The organism is Sphingomonas sp. FUKUSWIS1 (assembly GCF_000733135.1).
Classification (GTDB): domain Bacteria; phylum Pseudomonadota; class Alphaproteobacteria; order Sphingomonadales; family Sphingomonadaceae; genus Sphingomonas; species Sphingomonas aerolata.
The window spans coordinates 1-20,351 of the sequence record NZ_JPJC01000141.1 but is presented as its reverse complement, the minus strand read 5'-3'; the positions used below and the strand labels follow the sequence as shown (position 1 = coordinate 20,351).

The window sequence follows — 20,351 nt, the reverse complement described above, 5'->3', positions numbered from 1 at the left end:
GTCGATGTTGCATGGGCGGTATGCAACCCGCTTGCGAAGCGGCAGGCGCAGGCGGCATGACGCTAATATTGGAACCGGGCCGGGCGGGTGCGCCGGATGGGAGATGGTGATGACCGACATGATGGCGATCCTGGCGGCGCAGCGGGCGGCGTCGATGGCGGCGATGCCCGAGCCGCTGTCGGTCCGTAAGGACCGACTGAAACGGGCCGCGGCGATGATCCGCGAGTCCGCCACACGGTTCTGCGATGCACTGTCGGAGGATTTCGGTCACCGGAGCCGCGAGCAGTCGATGATCACCGACATCGCCGGATCGATTGCGCCGATCACCCATGCGATCAAGCATCTCGACCGCTGGGCGAAACCGGAGCGGCGCGCGGTGCAGTTTCCGCTAGGGCTGCTCGGCGCGAAGGCCTGGGTCGAATATCAGCCCAAGGGCGTGGTCGGGGTGATCGCGCCGTGGAATTTCCCGGTCAACCTCATCATGGCGCCGCTTGCGGGCATCTTCGCGGCCGGCAACCGCGCGATCGTCAAGACCAGCGAATATACCCCGGTCACGGGTGCGCTGTTCGAGGAGCTCGTCGGGCGGTATTTCGCGGCGGACGAGCTCGCCTTTGTCGGTGGCGGGCCGGAGGTCGGCAAGGCGTTCGCCAGCCTGCCGTTCGACCATCTGCTCTTCACCGGCGCGACAGGGATCGGGCGCCATATCCTCCACGCTGCCGCTGACAATCTCGTCCCCGTGACATTGGAGCTGGGCGGCAAGTCGCCAGTGGTGATCGGTGACGGGACGGATATCGCACGCGCGACGGAGCGGGTGGCGCTTGGCAAGATGCTGAATGCCGGCCAGATCTGTCTCGCGCCCGATTACATGCTGGTCCGCGACGCGGACGAGCCTGCGGTGGTGGCCGGGCTGACCGCAGCGGCGAGCGCGATGTATCCGACATTGCTCGACAACCCGGACTATACGTCGCTGGTCAGCGACCGTCACATGGCGCGGTTGAACGACTGGCTCGACGATGCCCGAACCAAGGGCGCGCGGGTCGAGATCGTCAATCCGGCGGGCGAGGACCTCAGCGGTGCGAACACGCGCAAGATGCCGCTCCACATCGTCCGCGACGCGACCGATGACATGATCGTGATGCAGGAGGAGATCTTCGGCCCGGTCCTGCCGATCCGTCGTTATGACGATATCGACGACGCGATCGGCCAGATCAACCGGCGCGACCGGCCGCTTGCCCTTTATCACTTCGGCAGCGATGCGGGCGAGCGTCGCCGGTTGCTCGATCGAACCGTGTCGGGCGGCGTCAGCCTCGACGACGTGATCCTCCATGTCTCGATGGAGGATCTGCCGTTCGGCGGCATCGGCCCGTCGGGCATGGGCGCCTATCACGGCGCAGACGGGTTCCGTACGTTCAGCCATGCCCGCGCGGTCTTCCGGCAGGCGCGGTTCGACGTCGCCAAACTGGCTGGCCTGAAGCCCCCCTATGGTGCAACCGCGCGCAAGGCCGCCGCGCGGCTGATCGGATGAACCGCGCGTCCAACCGGTCCGCCGCGGCCAGCGGCGGTCAGAAGTCCTTGCGCAGCAGCAGCCCGGCGTAGCGCTGGTCGTCACGCGGGACGAACCGGACCGTCCCTGCGAACGTCCCTGCGGTGAGGAACGACGAATAGGAGGTGTTCGTCAGGTTCTTCACATAGGCGCGCAACTGCCAGCCCGACTGGTCGCTGAGCAGGGCGACGCTCGCATTCCAGATCGCATAGGCGGGCTGCACGGTGCTCGGCGTCTGCGCCAGCGCATATTGCACCTTGCTGCTGAACGTCACGTCGCTCTGCAGTTCGAGTGCTAGGCTGTCGCTGAGCCCGAAGCGGTACGCCGCATTCTCATAGAGCTTGATCTTGGGTGCATAGGGAAGCGGCTGGCCGTCGATGTTGCAGCTCGTCGGCGCGCCGGGCGGGCAGAGGAAATTGCGCACCGTTGCGTCGGTATAGGCGGCCGAGATGTCGAGCGTCAGCCCCTTGGTCGGGCGCAGCGTCACGTCCGCCTCCGCACCGCGCGACCGCACCGAGCCGGCGTTGATCAGGCGGCTGACCTGCGCGCCTGCGACGACGTCGTTGAAGCTGGCCTGATACCCGTCGAAGTTCGTCGTGAATGCAGCCAGGCTGTAGCTCAGCGCGCGGTCCGCGGTGCTGCCCTTCAACCCGACTTCATAGGAGTTCGACGTCTCCGGGCTCAGCGGGACCTCGTCGAGCGGCGTCGTGGCGTTAAGCGACCGCATGTTGAAATACACGTTATACGCGGGCCCCTTGTAGCCGCGCGAATAGGTGAAATAGGTCTGCGCATGATCGCCGAGATCATATTGGAGACCGAGCCGGTAGCTGTCGCCACGCCGATCGAGCCCGTCGCTGGCATTGTGATAGGCGCGCACGCCGGGGCGATCGAGCGCCGCTGCGCCGGTATTGAGGGGATCCGCGCTCGACGTGCGGACATGGTAGAAATCCAGGCTGTCCCAGGTCGAACGATAGCCCGCGATACCACGGAAGCGCTTGGTGAAATTGACGTTGGCCTCGCCGAACAGCGCGAAATTGTCGTTGGTGATGCCGTAGTTCGCGACGCCCGTCGTCGTGCTGCGCGTACCACCAGCGGTGAGCGACGTCAGCGTCCGCTGATAGGTCTCGTCGGTGGTGGCGTGGAGATAATAGGCGCCGAGCACGTAATCGATCAGCCCGCCCTTGGGCGATGTGAGCCGCAGCTCCTCCGAGAACTGCTTGGTGTTCACCCGCCCCGTGTCCTGGCCGGACGGGAAGGCGGTCGAAAGCGCGGCGACGCTGTCATAATCCTGACGTTGCGTGTTTAGCCACTGCCGCCAACCGGTGATCGAGGTGAGGTGATAGTCGCCGAGGGTGAGGTCGCCCGTGAACGAGCCGCCGTAATTCTCGTCGCGGACGTCGGTGATCGTATCGTTGTTCGTGCGGCGGTTACTGGCGTTCGCACGGATGCCGCTTGCCGCAAGCGCGGCAGCCAGGTCGGGCGAATTGGTGACGGTGCCGGTGGGGTAGGCGGTCCGGCTGGTGCTGGCATAGACGCTGGTCGGGGTGGTATCGTGCGAATTGAGATAGTCGCCGATGATTGTGAACTTCAGCGCGTCCGACGGCGTGATCACCAGCTTGCCGCGCGCACCGTAGCGCCGATAGCCGTTGACGTCGTCGTTGCGGGTAACGTTGCGGACATTGCCCTTGAAGTCGTCGTAAAGGCCGCCGATCAGCGCCTGGACCTTGCCGGGCACGATCGCGCCCGAGATGCCGGCCTTGATCCGGTATTCCTCGTCCGACGTGACGCCGGCTTCGCCGAACATCCGGAATTCGTCGGTCGGATTGCGGGTGACGATGTTGACGACGCCCGCCGACGCGTTCTTGCCGAACAACGTACCCTGTGGCCCACGCAGGACCTCGATCCGCTCGACCTCGCCCAGGTCGAGCGTCGACTGGCCGGGGCGGGTGAGGACGACGCCGTCGAGCACGGTCGACACCGACGGCTCGACGCCCGGCGAGGTGGTGATCGTGCCGACGCCGCGAATGAAGATCGTCCGGTCCTTGTTCGACGCACCGCTTCGAAAGCCGACCGCGGGGATCGTCGCGGCGATGTTCTCGACGGTGTTCAACTGGCGTTCGGCAAGCGACTGTCCGCTGACGGCGGTGATCGCGATCGGTACGGACTGAAGGCTTTCGTTGCGAAAGCGCGCGGTGACGACGACGTCTTCGCCGGTGTCGGCGGCAGGCGTCGCCGCCTTGGGCGTCGCGACTGCCGGCGCCGGGGCCGTGTCCTGAGCGAATGCCGGCGTGGCCAGGGTCACAAGCGCGGTGCCGGCCAGCAGCGCCACATGGCGTGGATCGATCATGATATCCCTCCCGAAGATGATGTCGTCTTTTAAATCCCATTCAGCCGATGGGTATATAGATCTGGATGCAGGCGCATCGTATCAGCTTTAGTGCCCCTCGACCGGGCGCAACCGCGGCAGCAGCAGCTGAATCCAGCCGACCGCAAGCAGATAGGAGACGCTGGCGAACAGGAACAGCGGCAGGTAGCCGAGCCCGGCGGTCAGGACGAGGCCGGCGACCTTGGCGATCACCATACCACCGACATTGCCGCTGAACGAGCCGAACGCGGTGACCCGGCCGAGCTTGTCCTGCGGGACGACGTCGGCGATCAGCGCGAACAGGTTGGTCGAGAACGCCTGGTGCGCGGCGAGCGTCAGCGCCATCAGCGCGATCGTGACGGGATAGCTGCCGACGTAAAGCACGAGTGGAACGGGCAGGACGCAGAGCGCGGCGGCGAGCAGGATGCCCTTGCGGACCGCGTTGACGCTGTATCCCAAACTCAGCAACCGGGTCGCCACGCCGCCGCCGAGCAGCGAGCCGACCGCCGCGCCGCCATAGGCGATGGCCAGCGGGACACCGAGCGCGACCCCGCTCAGCCCATATTGGCGGTGGAAGAAGTCGGGCAACCAGAAGAGCATCAGCCACCAGGTCGCGTCGGACAGGATCTTGGCGACCGCGATCGCCCAGGTCTGGCGGTTGCGCAGGATCGGGCCGTATTCGCCGACCGGTGCCGCGGCATCTGCGGCGCCCACGGGCTGCGAGGTGAAGCGCAGGCGACGGGTCGCGATCAGCCAGACCGCCGCCCAGGCTAGCCCGAGCGCACCTGCGACAACGAACGTCCCCCGCCAGCCGACGAGCAGAGCGACCCCCGGTATCGCCAGCGGCGCCAGGATCGCGCCGATGCTGTTGGCAGCATTGGTCGCGCCGAACCCGCTCGACCGCCAGTTCTTGGGCAGCACCGACGCGATCGTCTTGATCCCGGTCGGCGTGCCCATCGCCTCGGTCGCGCCCAGGCTCACGCGGATCATCACGAACTCGGTCATCGATCGCGCCCAGCCATGCGCCATCGCGGCGATGCTCCACGCCGCGACGCCGATCGGGTTCGCCCATTTCACCCCGAGCTTGTCGACGATCCAGCCAGTGAACAGGAACGCGAACGCCGCGCCGCCCTGGAACCAGGCGGCGAGCGTCCCGTAATCATCGTCGCTCCAGCCGAGATCGGCGGCGATCGTCGGCTTGAGCACGGCGATGATCTGGCGGTCGACGAGGTTGAGGATGCCGGCGGTGACGACCAGCGCGAACAGCAATGTGCGGCCACGGGCGCTGAGTTGCGCGACGGTCTTGATGGGCAAAGTCATAGCGGGCGAGCATGGACAAGAGGACGATGGATGCGAGCCAGTTTCTCTTGTCCGCGTCGGTTATTTGATTTCAGTCGGTCTCAGCGGGCAGGCCTGCGTCCTAGACGACCAGGGGACCATGCTCGATCCGCGGCAGCACGTGGCGGGCGAACAGGTCGGCCTCGGCGGCGTGCGGATAGCCCGACAGGATGAACGCATCGATCCCTTCGGCCCGGTAGGCGTTGAGCTTGGCGAGCACCTGGTCCGGATCGCCGACGATCGCGGCCCCGCATCCCGACCGTGCGCGGCCGATCCCGGTCCACAGATTGGCCTCGGCATATCCATCGTCGGATCCCTCGCGCAGTTCGGCCTGGCGACGGACGCCGGCGGACTGCGAATCGAGCGAACGCGCGCGGATTGCCTGACCTTCGGCATCGTCGAGCTTGGACAGCAGACGATCGGCCGCGGCGCGGGCTTCCGCCTCGGTCTCGCGGACGACGACATGGACACGGTAGCCGAAGCGCAGCGCGCGGCCATGGCGTGCGGCGCGAGCGCGCAGGTCGGCGATGATCGCACGGACGCCGTCCATCGTGTCGGGCCACATCAGATAGACGTCGGCATTGGTCGCCGCGGCCTCCCGCGCCGCCTCCGACAGACCACCGAAATAAAGCGCGGGACAGCGCCCTGACACGGTAGTCGTCCGCGGAGGGTCGAGCTTCAGTTTCCAGAAGTCGCCGTCATGGTCGAGCGGCTTGCCGTCGAGCAGCGTGCGCAGGATGTGCATCGCCTCGACCGTGCGGGCGTAGCGTGGCGCGCTTGCGAGCGTCTCGCCGGGCAGGTCGCTGGAGATGATGTTGATCGCCAACCGACCGCCAAGCATCTGGTCGATCGTCGCGATCTGGCGGGCGAGCTGCGGCGGCCAGCTTTCGCCGATCCGTACCGCCATCAGCAGTCGCAATCTCTTGAGCATCGGTGCGATGCCCGCGGCGAACGCGGTCGTGTCGATGCCAAGCGTATAGCCCGAAGGCAGCAGGATGTTGTCGTATCCCGCCGTCTCGGCCTGCATCACGATGTCGCGGCAATGCTCCCAGCTCGATTTCAGCGCGGGGTCGGGGACGCCGAGAAACTCGTAATCATCGTCGCACAGCGCGGAAAACCAGCTGATCTCGCAGGGCGGTAGGCTTGCCGACGGATCGATCATGGCAGCGAGACACCCATGCCGGCCTGCAGCACCGCATACCATTCGCTGCGGGTCCACGCGACCTTGTACGCATCGGCCGAGGCTGCGATCCGCGCGGGGGTCTGCGAGCCGACGATCGGGATGATCCGCGCCGGATGCGCCATGATCCAAGCCAGCGTCGCGGTCGCGGCGTCGACGCCGTAGCGCGCGCCTTGCTCGGCAAGCAGCTTCGCCGCCGGATGATCGCCCTGCGCCAGCCGGCCCCCGCCAAGCGGCGACCACGCCATCACCGCGACGTCGTGCGTCATCGCCTGATCGAGCGTGCCATCGAACAGGGGCGCGGTCTGGAGCGGCGAAAACTCGGGCTGGGTGCTGACGATCGGCTGGCCGAGAAACGCCTGCAACGCGGCGAATTCGTGGACGCTGTAGTTCGAGACGCCGATGCTGCGCACCTTGCCTGCGTCGACCATGCGCGTCAGCGCCTCGGCGACCTCCTGCGGATGGGTCATAAAATCGCGGCGGTGGATCTGGTACAGGTCGACCTGCTCGATCGCCATCCGCGTCAGCGACGCGTCGAGGGCGTCGGCCAGATACTCTGCACTGGAATTATACGGGATGCCGGGACGGATGCCCGCCTTGGTCGCGATCACCATCTTTGCGCGCAGGCTGCGGTCCTCGGCCAGCGCGCGCCCGAACAGCGCCTCTGCCGAGCCGAAGCCCGCCGGGACGTCGCAGCCATAGATGTCGGCGGTGTCGAAGAAGTTGATCCCCGCACCCAGCGCCGCGTCGATCATCGCGTGGACCGGCGCGGTTTCTCCGGCCAGCCGCCACATGCCCCAGGCTATCGGCGAAACAAGGATTTCGCTCTTGCCGAGCGGGCGAAGGTCGTTGGAAAGGCGGATCGTCGTCATGCCGACGGCTCATGGCATAGGGATAGACAGCTTGGTAGCCACGATCAGATACGGTGTCGTCGGAACGGGCATGATGGGCGTCGAACACATTCGCAACCTGGCGATCCTCCCCGGTGCGGAGGTAGTCGCGATCGCGGATCCGGTCGCGACCTCGATCGACTGGGCGACCGAGGCGCTCGGCGACCAGGCCGATGGCGTCGCGCGGTTCGACTCGGTCGAGTCGTTTGCGAAGCGCGCCGATGTCGATGCGATCGTCATCGCGTCGCCGAACAACACCCACCGCGATGTGCTCGAGCAGCTATTCGCGATGGACGCCGCGATCCTGTGCGAGAAACCGCTGGCGACGACGATCGACGATGCGCGGTGGATCGTCGAGCGTGCCGCCGCACACGCCAAGCCGTTCTGGACCGGTATGGAGTATCGTTTCATGCCGCCTGCAGCCGCCTTTATCGAGCAGGTCCAGGCGGGCCGGGTCGGCCGGCTGCAGATGCTCTCGATCCGCGAGCACCGCTTTCCCTTCCTGCCCAAGGTCGGCGACTGGAACCGGTTTGCCCGGAACACCGGCGGGACGATGGTGGAGAAATGCTGTCACTTCTTCGATCTGATGCGGCTGATCGTCGGGTCGGAAGCGGTGCGAGTCCATTGCTCGGGCGCGATGGACTTGAACCATCTCGACGAACTTTATGACGGCGAGCGCCCGGACATCATCGACAACAGCTATACGACGGTCGATTTCGCGAACGGCGTGCGGGCGATGCTCGATCTCAGCATGTTCGCCGATGGTGCGGAGAATCAGGAGGAGATGTCGGCGACGGGCGATGCGGCGCGGCTTGACGTGCTAATTCCTGCAGGCGAGCTCGTCTATTCGCCACGGGTCGGATTTCTCAACCCCAAGGCGGTCGAGCGCAGCCATGTCTCGGTCGATCCGGCGGCCCGGGCCGCGGGCTCGCACGAAGGCGCAACCTATTATCAGCACGCCGCTTTTGCCGCCGCCGTGCGCGGCGAGGGACCGGTACAGGTCACCGCGGAAGACGGCTTGCGCGCGGTCGCGATCGGTACCGCGGCGGAGATCAGCGCGCGCGAGCACCGGGTCGTGACGATGGCGGAACTGGGCGTCTGACCCTTTGGCGGGGTTGCGCGCCATCCGCCGGGCGCGCACAGGCTGTGGCGAAATCACGCCCAGGAGGTCGATATGCCCGTGAAGGTCATTGCGTTCGTTTCCGTCAAGCCCGGCCATGAGGAGGCGTTCATCGACGCCGCCCGCATCTGCGCCGCGGCGTCGCGGAATGAACCGGGGGTGCTCCACTACGATCTGTGGCGCGAGGCCGATGGCGACCGGCGCTTCGTGTTCAACGAGCTGTATGTCGACGATGCCGCGGTTCAGGCGCACATGGCGTCCGACCATTTCAAGGCACTGGGCGTGGCCTCGCGCGATCTCGCCGCCGCGCGTCCGACGATCATCGCGACGCATCCGGTCGACGTTGCAGGCTGAGGCAACACCGCGGCCGCGACGCGCGCATCCGTGAGGGGCTGACGCGCGCCGTCTGCGGCGAGCACCCGCGATGGTCGTGACGTTTTCTCTTACGGTATAGGCGACGGATGGACACGCAGGGTCTGGAGGCCGTCTTCCTCGCCAACCGCGATACGCTGCTCCGCTTTCTGTCGGCGCATGGCGCGGGGGATGCGGCGGAAGACCTTTTGCACGAGCTCTGGATCCGCGTGCGAACGCCGCGCGGCGGGCCGATCGCCGCGCCGCTGGCCTATCTGTATCGCGCGGCGCACAATCTCATGCTCGACCGTCATCGCGCGGTCCGGCAGGCCGCCCGACGCGACAATGACTGGAGCGACGCGGTCGGCGCCACGGTCGCGGGCCAGTCCGATGCGCCATCGGGTGAGCGCGTGCTGATCGCGCGCGAAGAGGCGCGGATGGCGGCGCGCGCGCTGGAGGCGGTCGGTGAACGCGCCGCGGCGGTGTTTCGCCGCCACCGGATCGACGGGGTCGCGCAACGTGCGATCGCGGACGAGATGGGCGTGAGCCTCAGCACCGTCGAAAGTGATCTGCGGCGAGCCTATCGTGCGATGATCGCGTTGAAAGGGCGGCTCGATGAGGTTTGAGGCGAACGTCTCCGTCAAGCCAGTCAGGAGGCCATGATGGCGCAGGACGACACCGCATTGGACGCACAGGCGCTCGACTGGATCGTGCGGACGGGCGATCCCGCATTCGACGACTGGCCCGGCTTCATGGCGTGGATGGAGGCGGACCCGACGCATGCCCCGCGCTATCATGCGCTGAACGCCGCAATCGATGATGGCGTCGCACTGGCGCGCGCACCGCAGGGGGGGGCGGTGGCGCCGCCGATGGCCAGCCCGTCACGACGCGCGCCGCAGCGGATAGGACGGTGGGCCGGCGGGGCGATCGCCGCATCGCTGGCGGTCGTCGCCGGCCTTTCGGTCTATGAGCGCCGCCCCCAACCCTATGCCGTCGAGGCGGCGCCGGGGGCCGCGCGGACGATCCTCCTCGCTGAGGGAAGCCGGATCATGCTCGCCGGCGGGTCCCTCGTGACGATCGATCGACGTGATGCGCGCATCGCGACGCTTGATCGTGGCGAGGCGATGTTCGTCGTCGCGCATGATGCGGCGGATCCGTTCGAGGTCCGGGTCGGCGAGACGCGCCTGGTCGATGTCGGCACGACCTTCGACGTCAAGCGGACCAGCGACGGCATGCGCGTTGCCGTGTCCGAAGGTGCGGTCGACTACGATCCGGGTCCGAACGCGATCCGGATGACGGCGGGGCAGGGTGTGGTGGCCACGCGCGGCGGTGTGATGCGGATCACGGTCGATGCCACGGCGGTCGGATCGTGGCGCGAGGGGCGGCTGGCGTTCGAAAATGCGCCGATGACCGAAGTCGCGGACGATCTGTCGCGAACGCTGGGCATCACGATCGCGGTGGCACCGGAGATCGCCGATCGCCGCGTCCGTGCGACGATCGCCACGGCCGGGCTCGCGCGTGACCCCATGCCGCTCGCCGCACTGCTCGACGTGACGATGCGGCGGTCCGCACAGGGTTGGACGATGTCGGCACGGTGATTCGGGGGGGCGTGGTCTTCGTCGTCGCGGTGGCGATCGCCGGGCTGACCGCTGCGTCGGCTGCGGCGGGGCCGGTATCGCTCGACCTGCGCGCGGGCCGTCTGGGCGATTCCGTCATGGCACTGGGGCGGCAGGCGGGGGTCAGCATCGCCGTCGACGACCCGGTTCTGTGGGCACGACCCGTCCCCGCGATCCGGGGCCGCTTTACGGCCCGGCAGGCGCTCGCAAAGCTCGCACGGTCGACGGGGTCGACGATACGGTCCGCAGGGGCCGGGGGGTGGCGTCTGGTCGCGCGCGCCGCGCCGCCACCTGCGGCACAGCGCCGTCTGCCGCCGGGCACCGCCCATGCCGCGGTTACGACCATCGCAGGGGCCGATATCATCGTCGCCGCCAGCAAGCGGGACACCCGGCTGCGCGATTTCGCCGGGCAGGTCGCGCATCTCGACGGAATCGACCTGGCGCTTGGCGGCGCGGGGGGCAGCGACGCGGTGCTGGCGCGGCTGGCGAGCGTGTCGTCGACGCATCTCGGTGCGGGGCGCAACAAGCTGTTCATTCGCGGCATTGCGGATTCGAGCTTCACCGGCCCGACGCAGACGACCGTCGGCCAGTATCTCGGCGACATCCGGCTCAGCTACAACGCGCCCGATCCCGACCTGCGGCTCTACGATATCGCGTCGGTCGAGGTGCTCGAGGGGCCACAGGGCACCCTCTACGGCGCAGGGTCGCTTGGCGGCATCATCCGCACGGTCCCCAACGCGCCGGTGATCGACGACACGACGGCCGCCATCGCGACGGGCGTGTCCGCGACGACGCATGGCGACCCCGGCGGCGACATCGGCGCGACGCTCAACCTGCCTGTGATGGAGGGCCGGATGGCGCTGCGTATCGTGGGCTATGCGGTGACGGAGGGCGGGTATATCGACAACCCGACGCTCGGGCAGAGCGACGTGAACCGCACCAGCATCGCCGGAGGGCGGGGTACGCTGCGTGTCGATCTGGGGCGCAACTGGACGCTCGATCTGGGCGGCGTGTACCAGCGGACCCGCGGCGACGACAGCCAATATACCGATCGCGACGCGCCGCCCCGCACGCGGAACAGTGCCGTCGTACAGGGCTTCGGTGCGGACTACCGGATGGGCGATCTGGTCGTGTCGGGCACGCTTGGCGGCCTGATGCTGCGATCGTCGACGGCGATCGTCGGGCAGACGCTGACGGAACGCTATGACGCCACCATGGTGAACGGCGATCCGCGGCTGTTCGTGCAGCGCAACGCGACCGCGATGCTGACCAACGAGACCCGGCTGTGGCGGCCGATGCGCGCCGGCTTCGGCTGGGTGGTGGGCGGCAGCTTCACGCACAACCGGACGCGGCTGTCGCGCGCACTCGGCGCAGTCGAGGCACCGGTGCCCGTGACGGGCGTTACCAACCGGATCGACGAGGCGACGCTCTATGGCGAGGCCAGCGTCGCGCTGTTCCCCGGATTGATCGCGACCGGCGGCGCGCGCGTGACACGGGCCGCGCTGTCGGGAACGGGCCAGGATCTGGCGGAGGCCCTCGCTCCGGTCGCGCTCGCGCGTGCGCAGGTGACCGCCAGTCGTCGTGAAACGAGCCTGTTGCCGTCCGGATCGCTGATCGCAACCGTGCTGCCGCGGCTGTCGCTCTATGCCCGGTACCAGCAGGGGTTCCGGCCCGGCGGGCTCGCGATCGAGAGCGACTTCGTCCGGCGGTTCCGCAACGACCGGGTCCGCACGATCGAAAGCGGCATACGGTTCGGGCAGAGCGGGATCGACGCGGTATCCGTGTCGGCCGGGCTGTCACATACGCTCTGGGACGATATTCAGGCGGACTTCATCGACGGGTCGGGGCTACCGAGCACTGCCAATATCGGCAACGGCCGGATCTGGTCGGCAAGCGCGGCGGCCGCCTGGCGACCGGTCGCCGGGCTCACGATCGACGCCGGGCTGACCTATAACGACAGCCGGGTGACCGAACCCAGCCAGGCCTATGCCCTGGCGTTCGCGCGGATGAGCCAGGTTCCCAATATCGCCCGGTTCGCAGGGCGGTTGGGGCTCGACTATAGCCGGCCGCTCTGCGGTGACCTCGACCTGCGGGTCTACGGCTGGGCGCGCTATGTCGGCCGCTCCCGGCTCGGTATCGGCCCGGTGCTCGGGGAGGAGCAGGGCGATTATCTCGACACCGCGCTGACAATGCGGGTCGGCCGGCCGACACTGGGTCTGACGCTCGGCGTGACCAATTTGACGGATGGCACCGGCAATCGCTTCGCGCTTGGCACGCCGTTCCAGATCGGCAGCGGCCAGATCACGCCATTGCGGCCTCGCACGTTGCGCCTGGGGATAGACGCGGCATTCTGAAAAGCTGCGCAGCCCGGCAAGGCTGCGCGGCAATGGTTCCGTCCTGTGTTCGAAACATATTCGAAAAGGGACCTGGTTCATGCGTCGTATCCTGCTTGCCTCTACCTGCCTGATGGCGGTCGTTCCGGCCCATGCGCAGACCACGATCGAGACCAAGCGCACCGATGCGGTGCGGACCTCGACCGTGAAGGCCGGGGCGCCGGATGCGATCCGGATCACGACGGCGGGATCGGTGACCCCTGCCGGCGGCACGGCGGTGACGATCGACAGCGTGCATGCCGTCACCAACGAAGGCACCGTCCAGGTCACCAATGCGGACAATGCCACGGGCATTCTCGCGGTTGCGGGGACCGGCGGCGGTATCACGAACAGCGGCAAGATCATCGTCGACGAGACCTATGAGGCGACCGACGTCGACAAGGATGGCGATCTCGACGGCCCCTTCGCTGCGGGCAGCGGCCGGACCGGCATCCGCACCGCAGGCGCCTATAGCGGTGCCATCACCAATACGGGCGCGATCACGGTCGAAGGGAACGAGTCCGCAGGGATCTGGCTCGGCGGCCCGCTGTCCGGCGCGCTCAAGACCGAGGGCACGATTGCGGTGACGGGAACGAACGTCGTCGGCGTGCGGACGAGCGACATCACCGGCAACGTCCGGCTTGCCGGGACGGTGGCGGCGATCGGGCAGGGAGCCGTGGCGGTCCGGCTCGATGGCGCGATCACCGGTGCGCTGGTGGTGCAGGGGGCGCTCGGCGCGACGGGCTACCGCACCACCACCGCGCCGGCGGATCCGTCGAAGCTTGATGCCGACGACCTGTTGCAGGGCGGATCGGCGCTGGTCGTCGCGGGCAACGTGTCGGGCGGGATCGTCTTCGCGGTGCCGCCAAAGGATGCCAGCACGACCGACAATGACGAGGACAAGGACGGGATCGACGACAGCAAGGAAGGATCGGCGTCGGTGACCGCCTATGGCGCGGCGCCCGCGGTCCAGATCGGGTCGGCGACCAATGCGGTCGCGATCGGCGCAGTCGCGGGTAGCGGCACGAATTTCGGCCTGATCGTCGATGGCGGCATCGGTGGCAGCGGTGTCTATGCGGGTGTCACCGCGACCGGCCTGTCGATCGGCGGCCTTGGTGGCAGCGTGTCGATCGTCAACGGGATTGCGGTCAACGGCACGGTCCAGGCGCAGGCCAACGGGGCGAGTGCGACCGCGATCCGGATCGGCAGCGGCACGACGACGCCCGAACTTCGCAATGCCGGAACGATCGCGGCGGCAGGCGGCGGTACGACCGCGTCGCTGTCGAGCGCGGTCCTCGTCGAGGCGGGCGCGACGGTCGGCACGATCCGCAACAGCGGGACGATCAAGGCGAGCGCACAGGCCGCCGATGGCAGCGCCACCGCGATCCTCGACCGGTCCGGCCGGGTGACGCTGGTGGAGAATAGCGGGGCGATCACCGCAAGCGGTGCACTCGCGACGTCGGAGCGCAACGTCGCGATCGACCTGTCTGCAACGACGGCGGGCGCCACCGTCCGCCAAACCGCGGTCGCGGCGGGCGTCACGGCGCCGAGCATCGTCGGCGACGTCCGCTTCGGTACGGGGAACGACGTGTTCGAGATCGCCGATGGCACCGTGTCGGGCACGACCCGGTTCGGCGGCGGCGCGAACCGTCTCGCGCTGTCGGGCGACGCAGCCTATGCGGGGGCGGCGCTCTTCGGCACCGGCAACGACACGATGGCACTTGCCGGGACGGCGGTGTTCAGCGGCGCGGCGGATTTCGGTGGCGGGGCGGACACGCTGACCATCGGCGGGACATCGCGCTTTTCGGGCACGCTCGCGAACAGCGGCGGGCTGGCGGTGACGGTCGCAGGCGGTACGCTCGACCTGACCAAGGCGGCAACGATCGCGTCGCTGGCGATGGGTTCGGGCAGCGTGCTGGCGGTGACGCTGGACAAGACCGGGGGGACGGGGACGTCGATCACCGTCGCCGGGGTGGCATCGTTCGAGAAGGACACCAAGCTCGCGCTCAAGCTCGCCAGCATCACCGGTGCGGAAGGACGGTACACGGTCCTGCGTGCGGGGAGCCTGACCGGCGCGGCAAACCTGACCGCCTCGACCACGCTGTTGCCGTTCCTTTACAAGGGTAATGTCGCGACGGGCACGGGCAACGACGTTGCGATTGACATCGTCCGCAAGACGACGGTCGAACTCGGCCTCAACCGCTCGCAGACTTCCGCCTACAATGCGGTCTATGCGGCGCTCGGTACTGACGCCAAGGTCGGCCAGGCGTTCCTGAACATCAATGACGGCGACGCATTTCGCGGATCGCTGCGCCAAATGCTTCCGGATCATGCCGGCGGGACGTTCGAGACCGTGACGATGGGCTCGCGCGCGACCGCCCGGGTGATCGCCGACCCGCACGGCCCGTTCAAGGACGAGGGGCAGTGGGGCTATTGGGTCAGCCAGGTCGGCTGGGGCACGTCGAAGAGCATCGGCGATACCGGCGGCTATGACGTGACCGGCTGGGGCGTCTCCGGCGGGGCCGAATACAAGACCGGGCTGGGCAATATCGGTGCCTCGCTCGCCTATCTCAGCGGTCGCGATGCCGATGAGGGGACCAGCAACGAAGTCAGTTCCAATCAGTATGAGCTCGCGGCCTATTGGCGTGGGCACTGGGGCGGGCTGAACGCCAATGCCCGCGCCTCGGGTGCACGGATCGGGTTCGACGGCGTGCGGCGATTTGCCGGCACCGCGGGGACCGAGGCGGTCCAGCGCGTGTCGAGCGCGGACTGGAACGGCACGCTCTACTCGGCGTCGGGCGGCCTGTCCTATGATGCCGATCTGGGCAATATCTCGTTCCGGCCGATCATCGCGGTCGATTATTACAAGCTGAAGGAGGACGGCTATAGCGAAACCGGGGGCGGCACCGCGATCGATCTGGTCGTCCAGTCGCGCAGCAGCGACGAACTGGCGGTCACCGGCAGCGCGGCGCTGGGTCTCGATCTCGGCGGGCAGAACCAGGACGCAGGCTGGTTCCGCTTTGAGCTCGAGGGCGGGCGGCGCGAACTCGTTGGCGGGGGGCTGGGTGCGACGACCGCGGCCTTTGCCGGCGGGACCGCGTTCACGCTGACACCCGAGGAGCGGACAAGCGGCTGGGTCGGCAAGCTGCGCGCGGTCGGGGGCAATGCGGCGTTCCGCTTCGGCGGCGAATTCAACGCCGAGGAGCAGCAGGGCCGCGCCGCATTGTCGCTGCGCGCAAGCCTGCAGATCGGGTTGTAACGACGGAAGACTGGTCTGCCCGCGTCAGCGCGGTGCGGACCAGTCCCCGGACTTGCCGCCGCGCTTCTCGAGCAGGCGGATCCCGTCGATCTCCATCGCCTTGTCGATCGCCTTGGCCATGTCGTAGACGGTGAGCAGCGCGACCCCGACCGCGGTGAGCGCCTCCATCTCGACGCCGGTCTTGCCGTCGGTCGCGACGGTCGCGGTCGCGGTGACGCCGCTGGCGTCGACGTCGAGGTCGAGCGTGATCTTGGTCAGCGGCAGCGGGTGGCAGAGCGGAATCAGGTCGCTGGTCCGCTTGGCGGCCATGATCCCCGCGACGCGGGCGACGGCGATGACGTCGCCCTTCTTGGCCGAGCCCTCGGCGATCGCGCGCGCGGCCTCGGCCGACATGGTGATCCGGCCGGTCGCGACCGCCTCGCGTGCGGTCGGCGTCTTGCCGCCGACATCGACCATCCGCGCGGCACCCGCCGCATCGACATGCGTCAGCTGGCTCATCCGACCAGTGCCCGCGTCGCGGCCTCGACATCGTCCTGGCGCATCAGCGCCTCGCCGATCAGGAAACACCGGATCCCGCGCTCGGCCATCGCGTCGAGGTCGGCGCGCGTCGTCAGCCCGCTTTCGGCGACGAACGTGCAGTCGCGCGGTGCCTTGTCGACCAGGTCGTAGGTCCGTTGGAAGTCGACGGTGAAGTCGCGCAGGTCGCGGTTGTTGACCCCGATCAGCCGCGACTTGAGCTTGAGCGCGCGATCGAGTTCGTGCGCGTCGTGGATCTCGACGAGCACGTCCATGCCGCATTCGAGCGCTGAGGCCTCGATCTCCGCCATCTGAATATCGTCGAGCGCGGCGACGATGATCAGGATCGCGTCGGCGCCGATCGCGCGCGCCTCGGTCGCCTGCCACGGGTCGACCATGAAGTCCTTGCGCAGGACCGGGATCGACACGGCGTCGCGCGCGGCGGACAGATAGGCGTCAGCGCCCTGGAACCATTTTTCGTCGGTCAGCACCGAGAGGCAGGCGGCACCGCCCGCCTCATAGGCGCGGGCATGCGCGGGGGGATCGAAATCGGCGCGGATCAGCCCCTTGGACGGGCTTGCCTTCTTGACCTCGGCGACCAAGGCATAGCCGGACTTCGCATCGAGCGCGGCGCGGAAGCCGCGCGGCGCGGACATGCGGGCGATGCCGGCATCGATGTCCGACAACGAGGTGGTGGCCTTGCGCGCGGCGACTTCGGCGCGCTTGGTCTCGAGGATACGGTCGAGCATGGTCATGTCAGTAGGCGATCCAGCGGTCGAGCAGCGCGTCGGCGCTGCCGGTGTCCAGGGCGGTGGCGGCGAACGCCGCGCCAGCGACAAGGGTGGGGACGGTCCCGGCGACCATCAAGGCCGCGGCGGCGTTGAGCAGGACGGCGTCACGATAGGCACCCGCCTCGCCCTTCAGCAGGCGGCGGAGCGCCCCTGCATTATAGGCGGCATCACCGCCGCGAATTGCCGTGATCGCATGCCGCGGCAACGCTGCATCGTCGGGCGTGACGCGCGCGGGAAGCACGACGTTGCCGATGGACGCAACGACGCTGGGGCCCGCGCCGGACAGTTCGTCGAGCCCTTCCTCGCCGGAGACGACGAGTGCGGCCTGGGTACCGAGCTGGGCGAGGGCATCGGCGTAGAGCGGGACATAATCGGGCCGCGCGATGCCGATGAGCTGACGCGTCGTTCGCGCGGGATTGGCGAGCGGCCCCATCAGGTTGAATATCGTCCGCCTGGCGATACGCTGACGGATCGGGGTGATCCGCTTCATCGCCGGATGGTGATTGGCGGCGAACAGGAAGGCGATGCCGATGTCGCGCAGGCTGGCCTCGGCCGTCGCACCCGCGCGGTCCATGTCGAGGCCGAGGACTTCGAGCGTGTCGGCGGCGCCGGCCTTGCTCGAGGCGGCACGGTTGCCATGCTTGGCAACCGGCACGCCGCAGGCCGAGACGACGAGTGCGACGGCGGTCGAGACGTTGAGCGTATGGTGGCCATCGCCGCCGGTGCCGCAGACGTCGATCGCGCCCGGCGGCGCATCGATCGGGATCATCCGCTCACGCAGCGCACGCGCGGCCTCGGCGATCTCGATACTAGTTTCGCCACGCTCGGACATGGCGATCAGGAATGCGGCGATCGCGTCCTCGCTGGCGCGCGCGTCGAGGATGCCGGCAAACGCCTCGCGCGCGGTCTCGCGCAACAGCGGCGTCGTCGGATCTGGCAGGAGCACGGTGGTCGTCATCGATCGAGCCCCTCGCGCAGGCGGTCGGGCAGCTGATGCGAAATCCCCGCCAGCGTCAGGAAATTGGCGAGCATCGCGTGGCCGTGTTCGGTCGCGATGCTCTCTGGATGGAACTGCACCCCGTGGATCGGCAGCGTCGCGTGGCGGAACCCCATCACGCTGCCATCCTGCGCGGTCGCGTTTACGACCAGCGCATCGGGGACCGCGTTGACGATCAGCGAGTGATAGCGCGTCGCGATAAACGGCGAAGGGAGGCCGGCATAGAGGCCGGTGTCGTCATGGACGACCGGCGACGTCTTGCCGTGCATCAGCCCGCCACGTTCGACCTTGCCGCCGAAATGCTGCCCGATCGCCTGATGGCCGAGGCAGACGCCGAGCAGCGGCCTGCCGGCATCCGCGCAGGCGGCGACGAGGTCGAGGCTGACGCCCGCTTCGGTCGGCGTGCAGGGGCCGGGGGAAATGAGAAACGCCTCCGCGCCGGACGACAGGGCCTGTCCAGCGGAGATCGCATCGTTGCGGACGACCTCCACCTCGACACCCAGTTCCATCAGATAATGGACGAGGTTCCAGGTGAAGCTGTCGTAATTGTCGACGACCAGGATCATGCGTTCGCCATAGACGAAGTCGAAGACGGTGCAACGGGGATGCGCATCGGGCGACGCTGCACATTATGTCGGCCATAATCGGTGCAGGGCAAAGCGCGGGGCATGCTATTCAGCACGGAGCAACCTGCGGCGGCAGACGTTGTGCGTATGCAAGGAGTTTTCTACCAATGTTCCGTCTCACCGTCCTCGCCGCGCTGATCGCGCTTCCCGCCCTCGCTTCGGCGCAGGAGCAGACGGCCGAACAAGGCCAGCCCCCGCAGCGCATCCGCAGCGTCACGCTGGGGGCTGGGCAGAAGTGCCCGACATCGACCAATGGCGAGATCGTCGTCTGTTCGACACTCGACCAACCCTATCGTATCCCCAAGGAACTGCGCGATACCGCACCGATCGCCGCGCAGAACCAGAGCTGGGTCAACCGGGCTGCAACCGTCGATCAGGTCGGCCGCGTCGCGGGCGGGCTGCCGGACACCTGTTCGCCGGTCGGTACGGGCGGACAGTCGGGATGCGCGCTCGCACGGGCCCGTGCCTATTCGGCCGAGCGTCGTGCGCAGGCTGCGGGGCAGGCGATCGATCCCTGACGCCACAGCGAGCTCTATCCGGATCCTGAGCCGCGGTCGTCACCTGACGCCCGCGGCCTTTTACTGTGTTTGTCGAACGATGGCGGGATTACTGCCCGTAGGACGTCCCGCCGGCGCGCGCGACCGCTTCGCGGGCGGCGGCGAGGATCGCCCCGGCCTTGGCCTCGCATTCGCGCTGTTCGGACACGGGATCGCTGTCGGCGACGATTCCCGCCCCCGCCTGTGCATGGATCATCCCGTCCTTCACCACGGCGGTCCGCAACACGATGCACGAGTCCATCGATCCGTCGGGGGAGAAATAGCCGACGCCGCCGGCATAGGCGCCCCGCCGTTCGGGTTCGAGTTCGGCAATGATCTGGCACGCCCGGACTTTTGGTGCGCCGCTGACCGTGCCGGCGGGGAACCCCGCGAACAACGCATCGAGCGCGTCGCTGCCGGGCGCGAGCGACCCGACGACGTTCGAGACGATGTGCATGACGTGGCTGTAGAATTCGACGCCATAGCTTGCCGTGACGCGGACCGAACCCGGCGCCGATGCCCGTCCGACATCGTTGCGGCCGAGGTCGAGCAGCATCAGATGCTCGGCGCGTTCTTTCGGGTCGGCGAGCAGGCTGGTCCGGTTCGCCTCGTCCTCCGCAGCACTGCGGCCCCGCGGGCGGGTCCCGGCGATCGGGCGGATCGTCACCTCGTCGTCGCGAACGCGGACGAGGATCTCGGGTGAGGATCCGATCAGCGCGAAGCCGGGAAGATCGAGGTGATAGAGGAAAGGCGACGGATTGATCCGCCGGAGCGAGCGATAGAGCTCGAACGGCGGGAGCGTGAACGGCGTGCTGAAACGCTGGGCAAGGACGACCTGAAAGATGTCGCCC

The 20,351-nt window shown here is 68.0% G+C and carries 17 protein-coding genes; 8 read left to right on the top strand and 9 right to left on the bottom strand.

Annotation, left to right across the window (positions count from 1 at the left end; translation table 11 throughout):
* Positions 1 to 118: 118 nt before the first annotated feature.
* Positions 119 to 1,525, top strand: coding sequence for a coniferyl aldehyde dehydrogenase (locus sphsw_RS09450; protein WP_414712096.1), 1,407 nt, complete (start codon positions 119 to 121; stop codon positions 1,523 to 1,525).
* A 37-nt stretch (positions 1,526 to 1,562) separates the two neighbouring features.
* Here sphsw_RS09450 and sphsw_RS09445 read toward each other — a convergent pair whose 3' ends face one another.
* From sphsw_RS09445 to sphsw_RS09430, 4 genes are all read right to left on the bottom strand, one after another.
* Positions 1,563 to 3,890: a TonB-dependent receptor gene (locus tag sphsw_RS09445; RefSeq protein WP_081874245.1), complete on the bottom strand. Its 2,328-nt coding sequence runs from the start codon at positions 3,888 to 3,890 to the stop codon at positions 1,563 to 1,565.
* A gap of 87 nt (positions 3,891 to 3,977) precedes the next feature.
* Positions 3,978 to 5,228: an MFS transporter gene (locus sphsw_RS09440; RefSeq protein ID WP_042466990.1), complete on the bottom strand. Its 1,251-nt coding sequence runs from the start codon at positions 5,226 to 5,228 to the stop codon at positions 3,978 to 3,980.
* A 100-nt stretch (positions 5,229 to 5,328) separates the two neighbouring features.
* Entirely contained in the window at positions 5,329 to 6,408 is a 1,080-nt protein-coding gene (locus tag sphsw_RS09435; protein ID WP_031440391.1) for an LLM class flavin-dependent oxidoreductase, read from the bottom strand.
* Entirely contained in the window at positions 6,405 to 7,298 is an 894-nt protein-coding gene (locus sphsw_RS09430; RefSeq protein WP_031440390.1) for an aldo/keto reductase, read from the bottom strand. Before sphsw_RS09430 ends, sphsw_RS09435 begins: the two co-directional genes overlap by 4 nt.
* 31 nt (positions 7,299 to 7,329) lie before the next feature.
* On the opposite strand from sphsw_RS09430, the gene sphsw_RS09425 reads away from it, so the two are divergent.
* The 6 genes from sphsw_RS09425 to sphsw_RS09400 all read left to right on the top strand — a co-directional run bounded on the left by sphsw_RS09425 (position 7,330) and on the right by sphsw_RS09400 (position 16,034).
* Positions 7,330 to 8,418, top strand: a complete 1,089-nt coding sequence (locus sphsw_RS09425) for a Gfo/Idh/MocA family protein (protein WP_268745764.1) — start codon at positions 7,330 to 7,332, stop codon at positions 8,416 to 8,418.
* Between the two features lie 72 nt (positions 8,419 to 8,490).
* Entirely contained in the window at positions 8,491 to 8,790 is a 300-nt protein-coding gene (locus tag sphsw_RS09420) for a putative quinol monooxygenase (protein ID WP_031394383.1), read from the top strand.
* A 107-nt stretch (positions 8,791 to 8,897) separates the two neighbouring features.
* Positions 8,898 to 9,413 (top strand): RNA polymerase sigma factor, encoded by a 516-nt coding sequence (locus sphsw_RS09415; protein ID WP_031440388.1) that lies wholly within the window; start codon positions 8,898 to 8,900, stop codon positions 9,411 to 9,413.
* A 36-nt stretch (positions 9,414 to 9,449) separates the two neighbouring features.
* A complete protein-coding gene (locus sphsw_RS09410; protein WP_031440387.1) occupies positions 9,450 to 10,385 on the top strand; it encodes a FecR family protein in 936 nt (311 codons plus the stop codon).
* Entirely contained in the window at positions 10,382 to 12,757 is a 2,376-nt protein-coding gene (locus tag sphsw_RS09405; RefSeq protein ID WP_031440386.1) for a TonB-dependent receptor domain-containing protein, read from the top strand. Before sphsw_RS09410 ends, sphsw_RS09405 begins: the two co-directional genes overlap by 4 nt.
* A 79-nt stretch (positions 12,758 to 12,836) precedes the next feature.
* Positions 12,837 to 16,034, top strand: coding sequence for an autotransporter outer membrane beta-barrel domain-containing protein (locus sphsw_RS09400; protein WP_031440385.1), 3,198 nt, complete (start codon positions 12,837 to 12,839; stop codon positions 16,032 to 16,034).
* 24 nt (positions 16,035 to 16,058) lie between these two features.
* Here sphsw_RS09400 and moaC read toward each other — a convergent pair whose 3' ends face one another.
* From moaC to sphsw_RS09380, 4 genes are read right to left on the bottom strand one after another with little or no spacing between them, the layout of a single operon-like run.
* A complete protein-coding gene (moaC, locus tag sphsw_RS09395; protein WP_031440384.1) occupies positions 16,059 to 16,532 on the bottom strand; it encodes a cyclic pyranopterin monophosphate synthase MoaC in 474 nt (157 codons plus the stop codon).
* Positions 16,529 to 17,305, bottom strand: coding sequence for an indole-3-glycerol phosphate synthase TrpC (trpC, locus tag sphsw_RS09390; RefSeq protein WP_031440383.1), 777 nt, complete (start codon positions 17,303 to 17,305; stop codon positions 16,529 to 16,531). Before trpC ends, moaC begins: the two co-directional genes overlap by 4 nt.
* Before the next feature lies 1 nt (position 17,306).
* The gene (trpD, locus tag sphsw_RS09385) at positions 17,307 to 18,299 is read right to left on the bottom strand and encodes an anthranilate phosphoribosyltransferase (RefSeq protein WP_031440382.1); all 993 of its coding nucleotides are present in this window, start codon (positions 18,297 to 18,299) and stop codon (positions 17,307 to 17,309) included.
* Positions 18,296 to 18,904, bottom strand: coding sequence for an anthranilate synthase component II (locus tag sphsw_RS09380; protein ID WP_031440381.1), 609 nt, complete (start codon positions 18,902 to 18,904; stop codon positions 18,296 to 18,298). Before sphsw_RS09380 ends, trpD begins: the two co-directional genes overlap by 4 nt.
* Positions 18,905 to 19,071: 167 nt before the next feature.
* On the opposite strand from sphsw_RS09380, the gene sphsw_RS09375 reads away from it, so the two are divergent.
* Positions 19,072 to 19,482 carry a hypothetical protein gene (locus tag sphsw_RS09375; protein WP_031440380.1) on the top strand — a complete coding sequence of 137 codons (411 nt, stop codon included), beginning with the start codon at positions 19,072 to 19,074 and terminating at the stop codon, positions 19,480 to 19,482.
* A gap of 88 nt (positions 19,483 to 19,570) precedes the next feature.
* Here the strand turns inward: sphsw_RS09375 and sphsw_RS09370 are convergent.
* A partial coding sequence (locus sphsw_RS09370; RefSeq protein WP_031440379.1) for an anthranilate synthase component I family protein occupies positions 19,571 to 20,351 on the bottom strand: 781 nt, incomplete at its 5' end.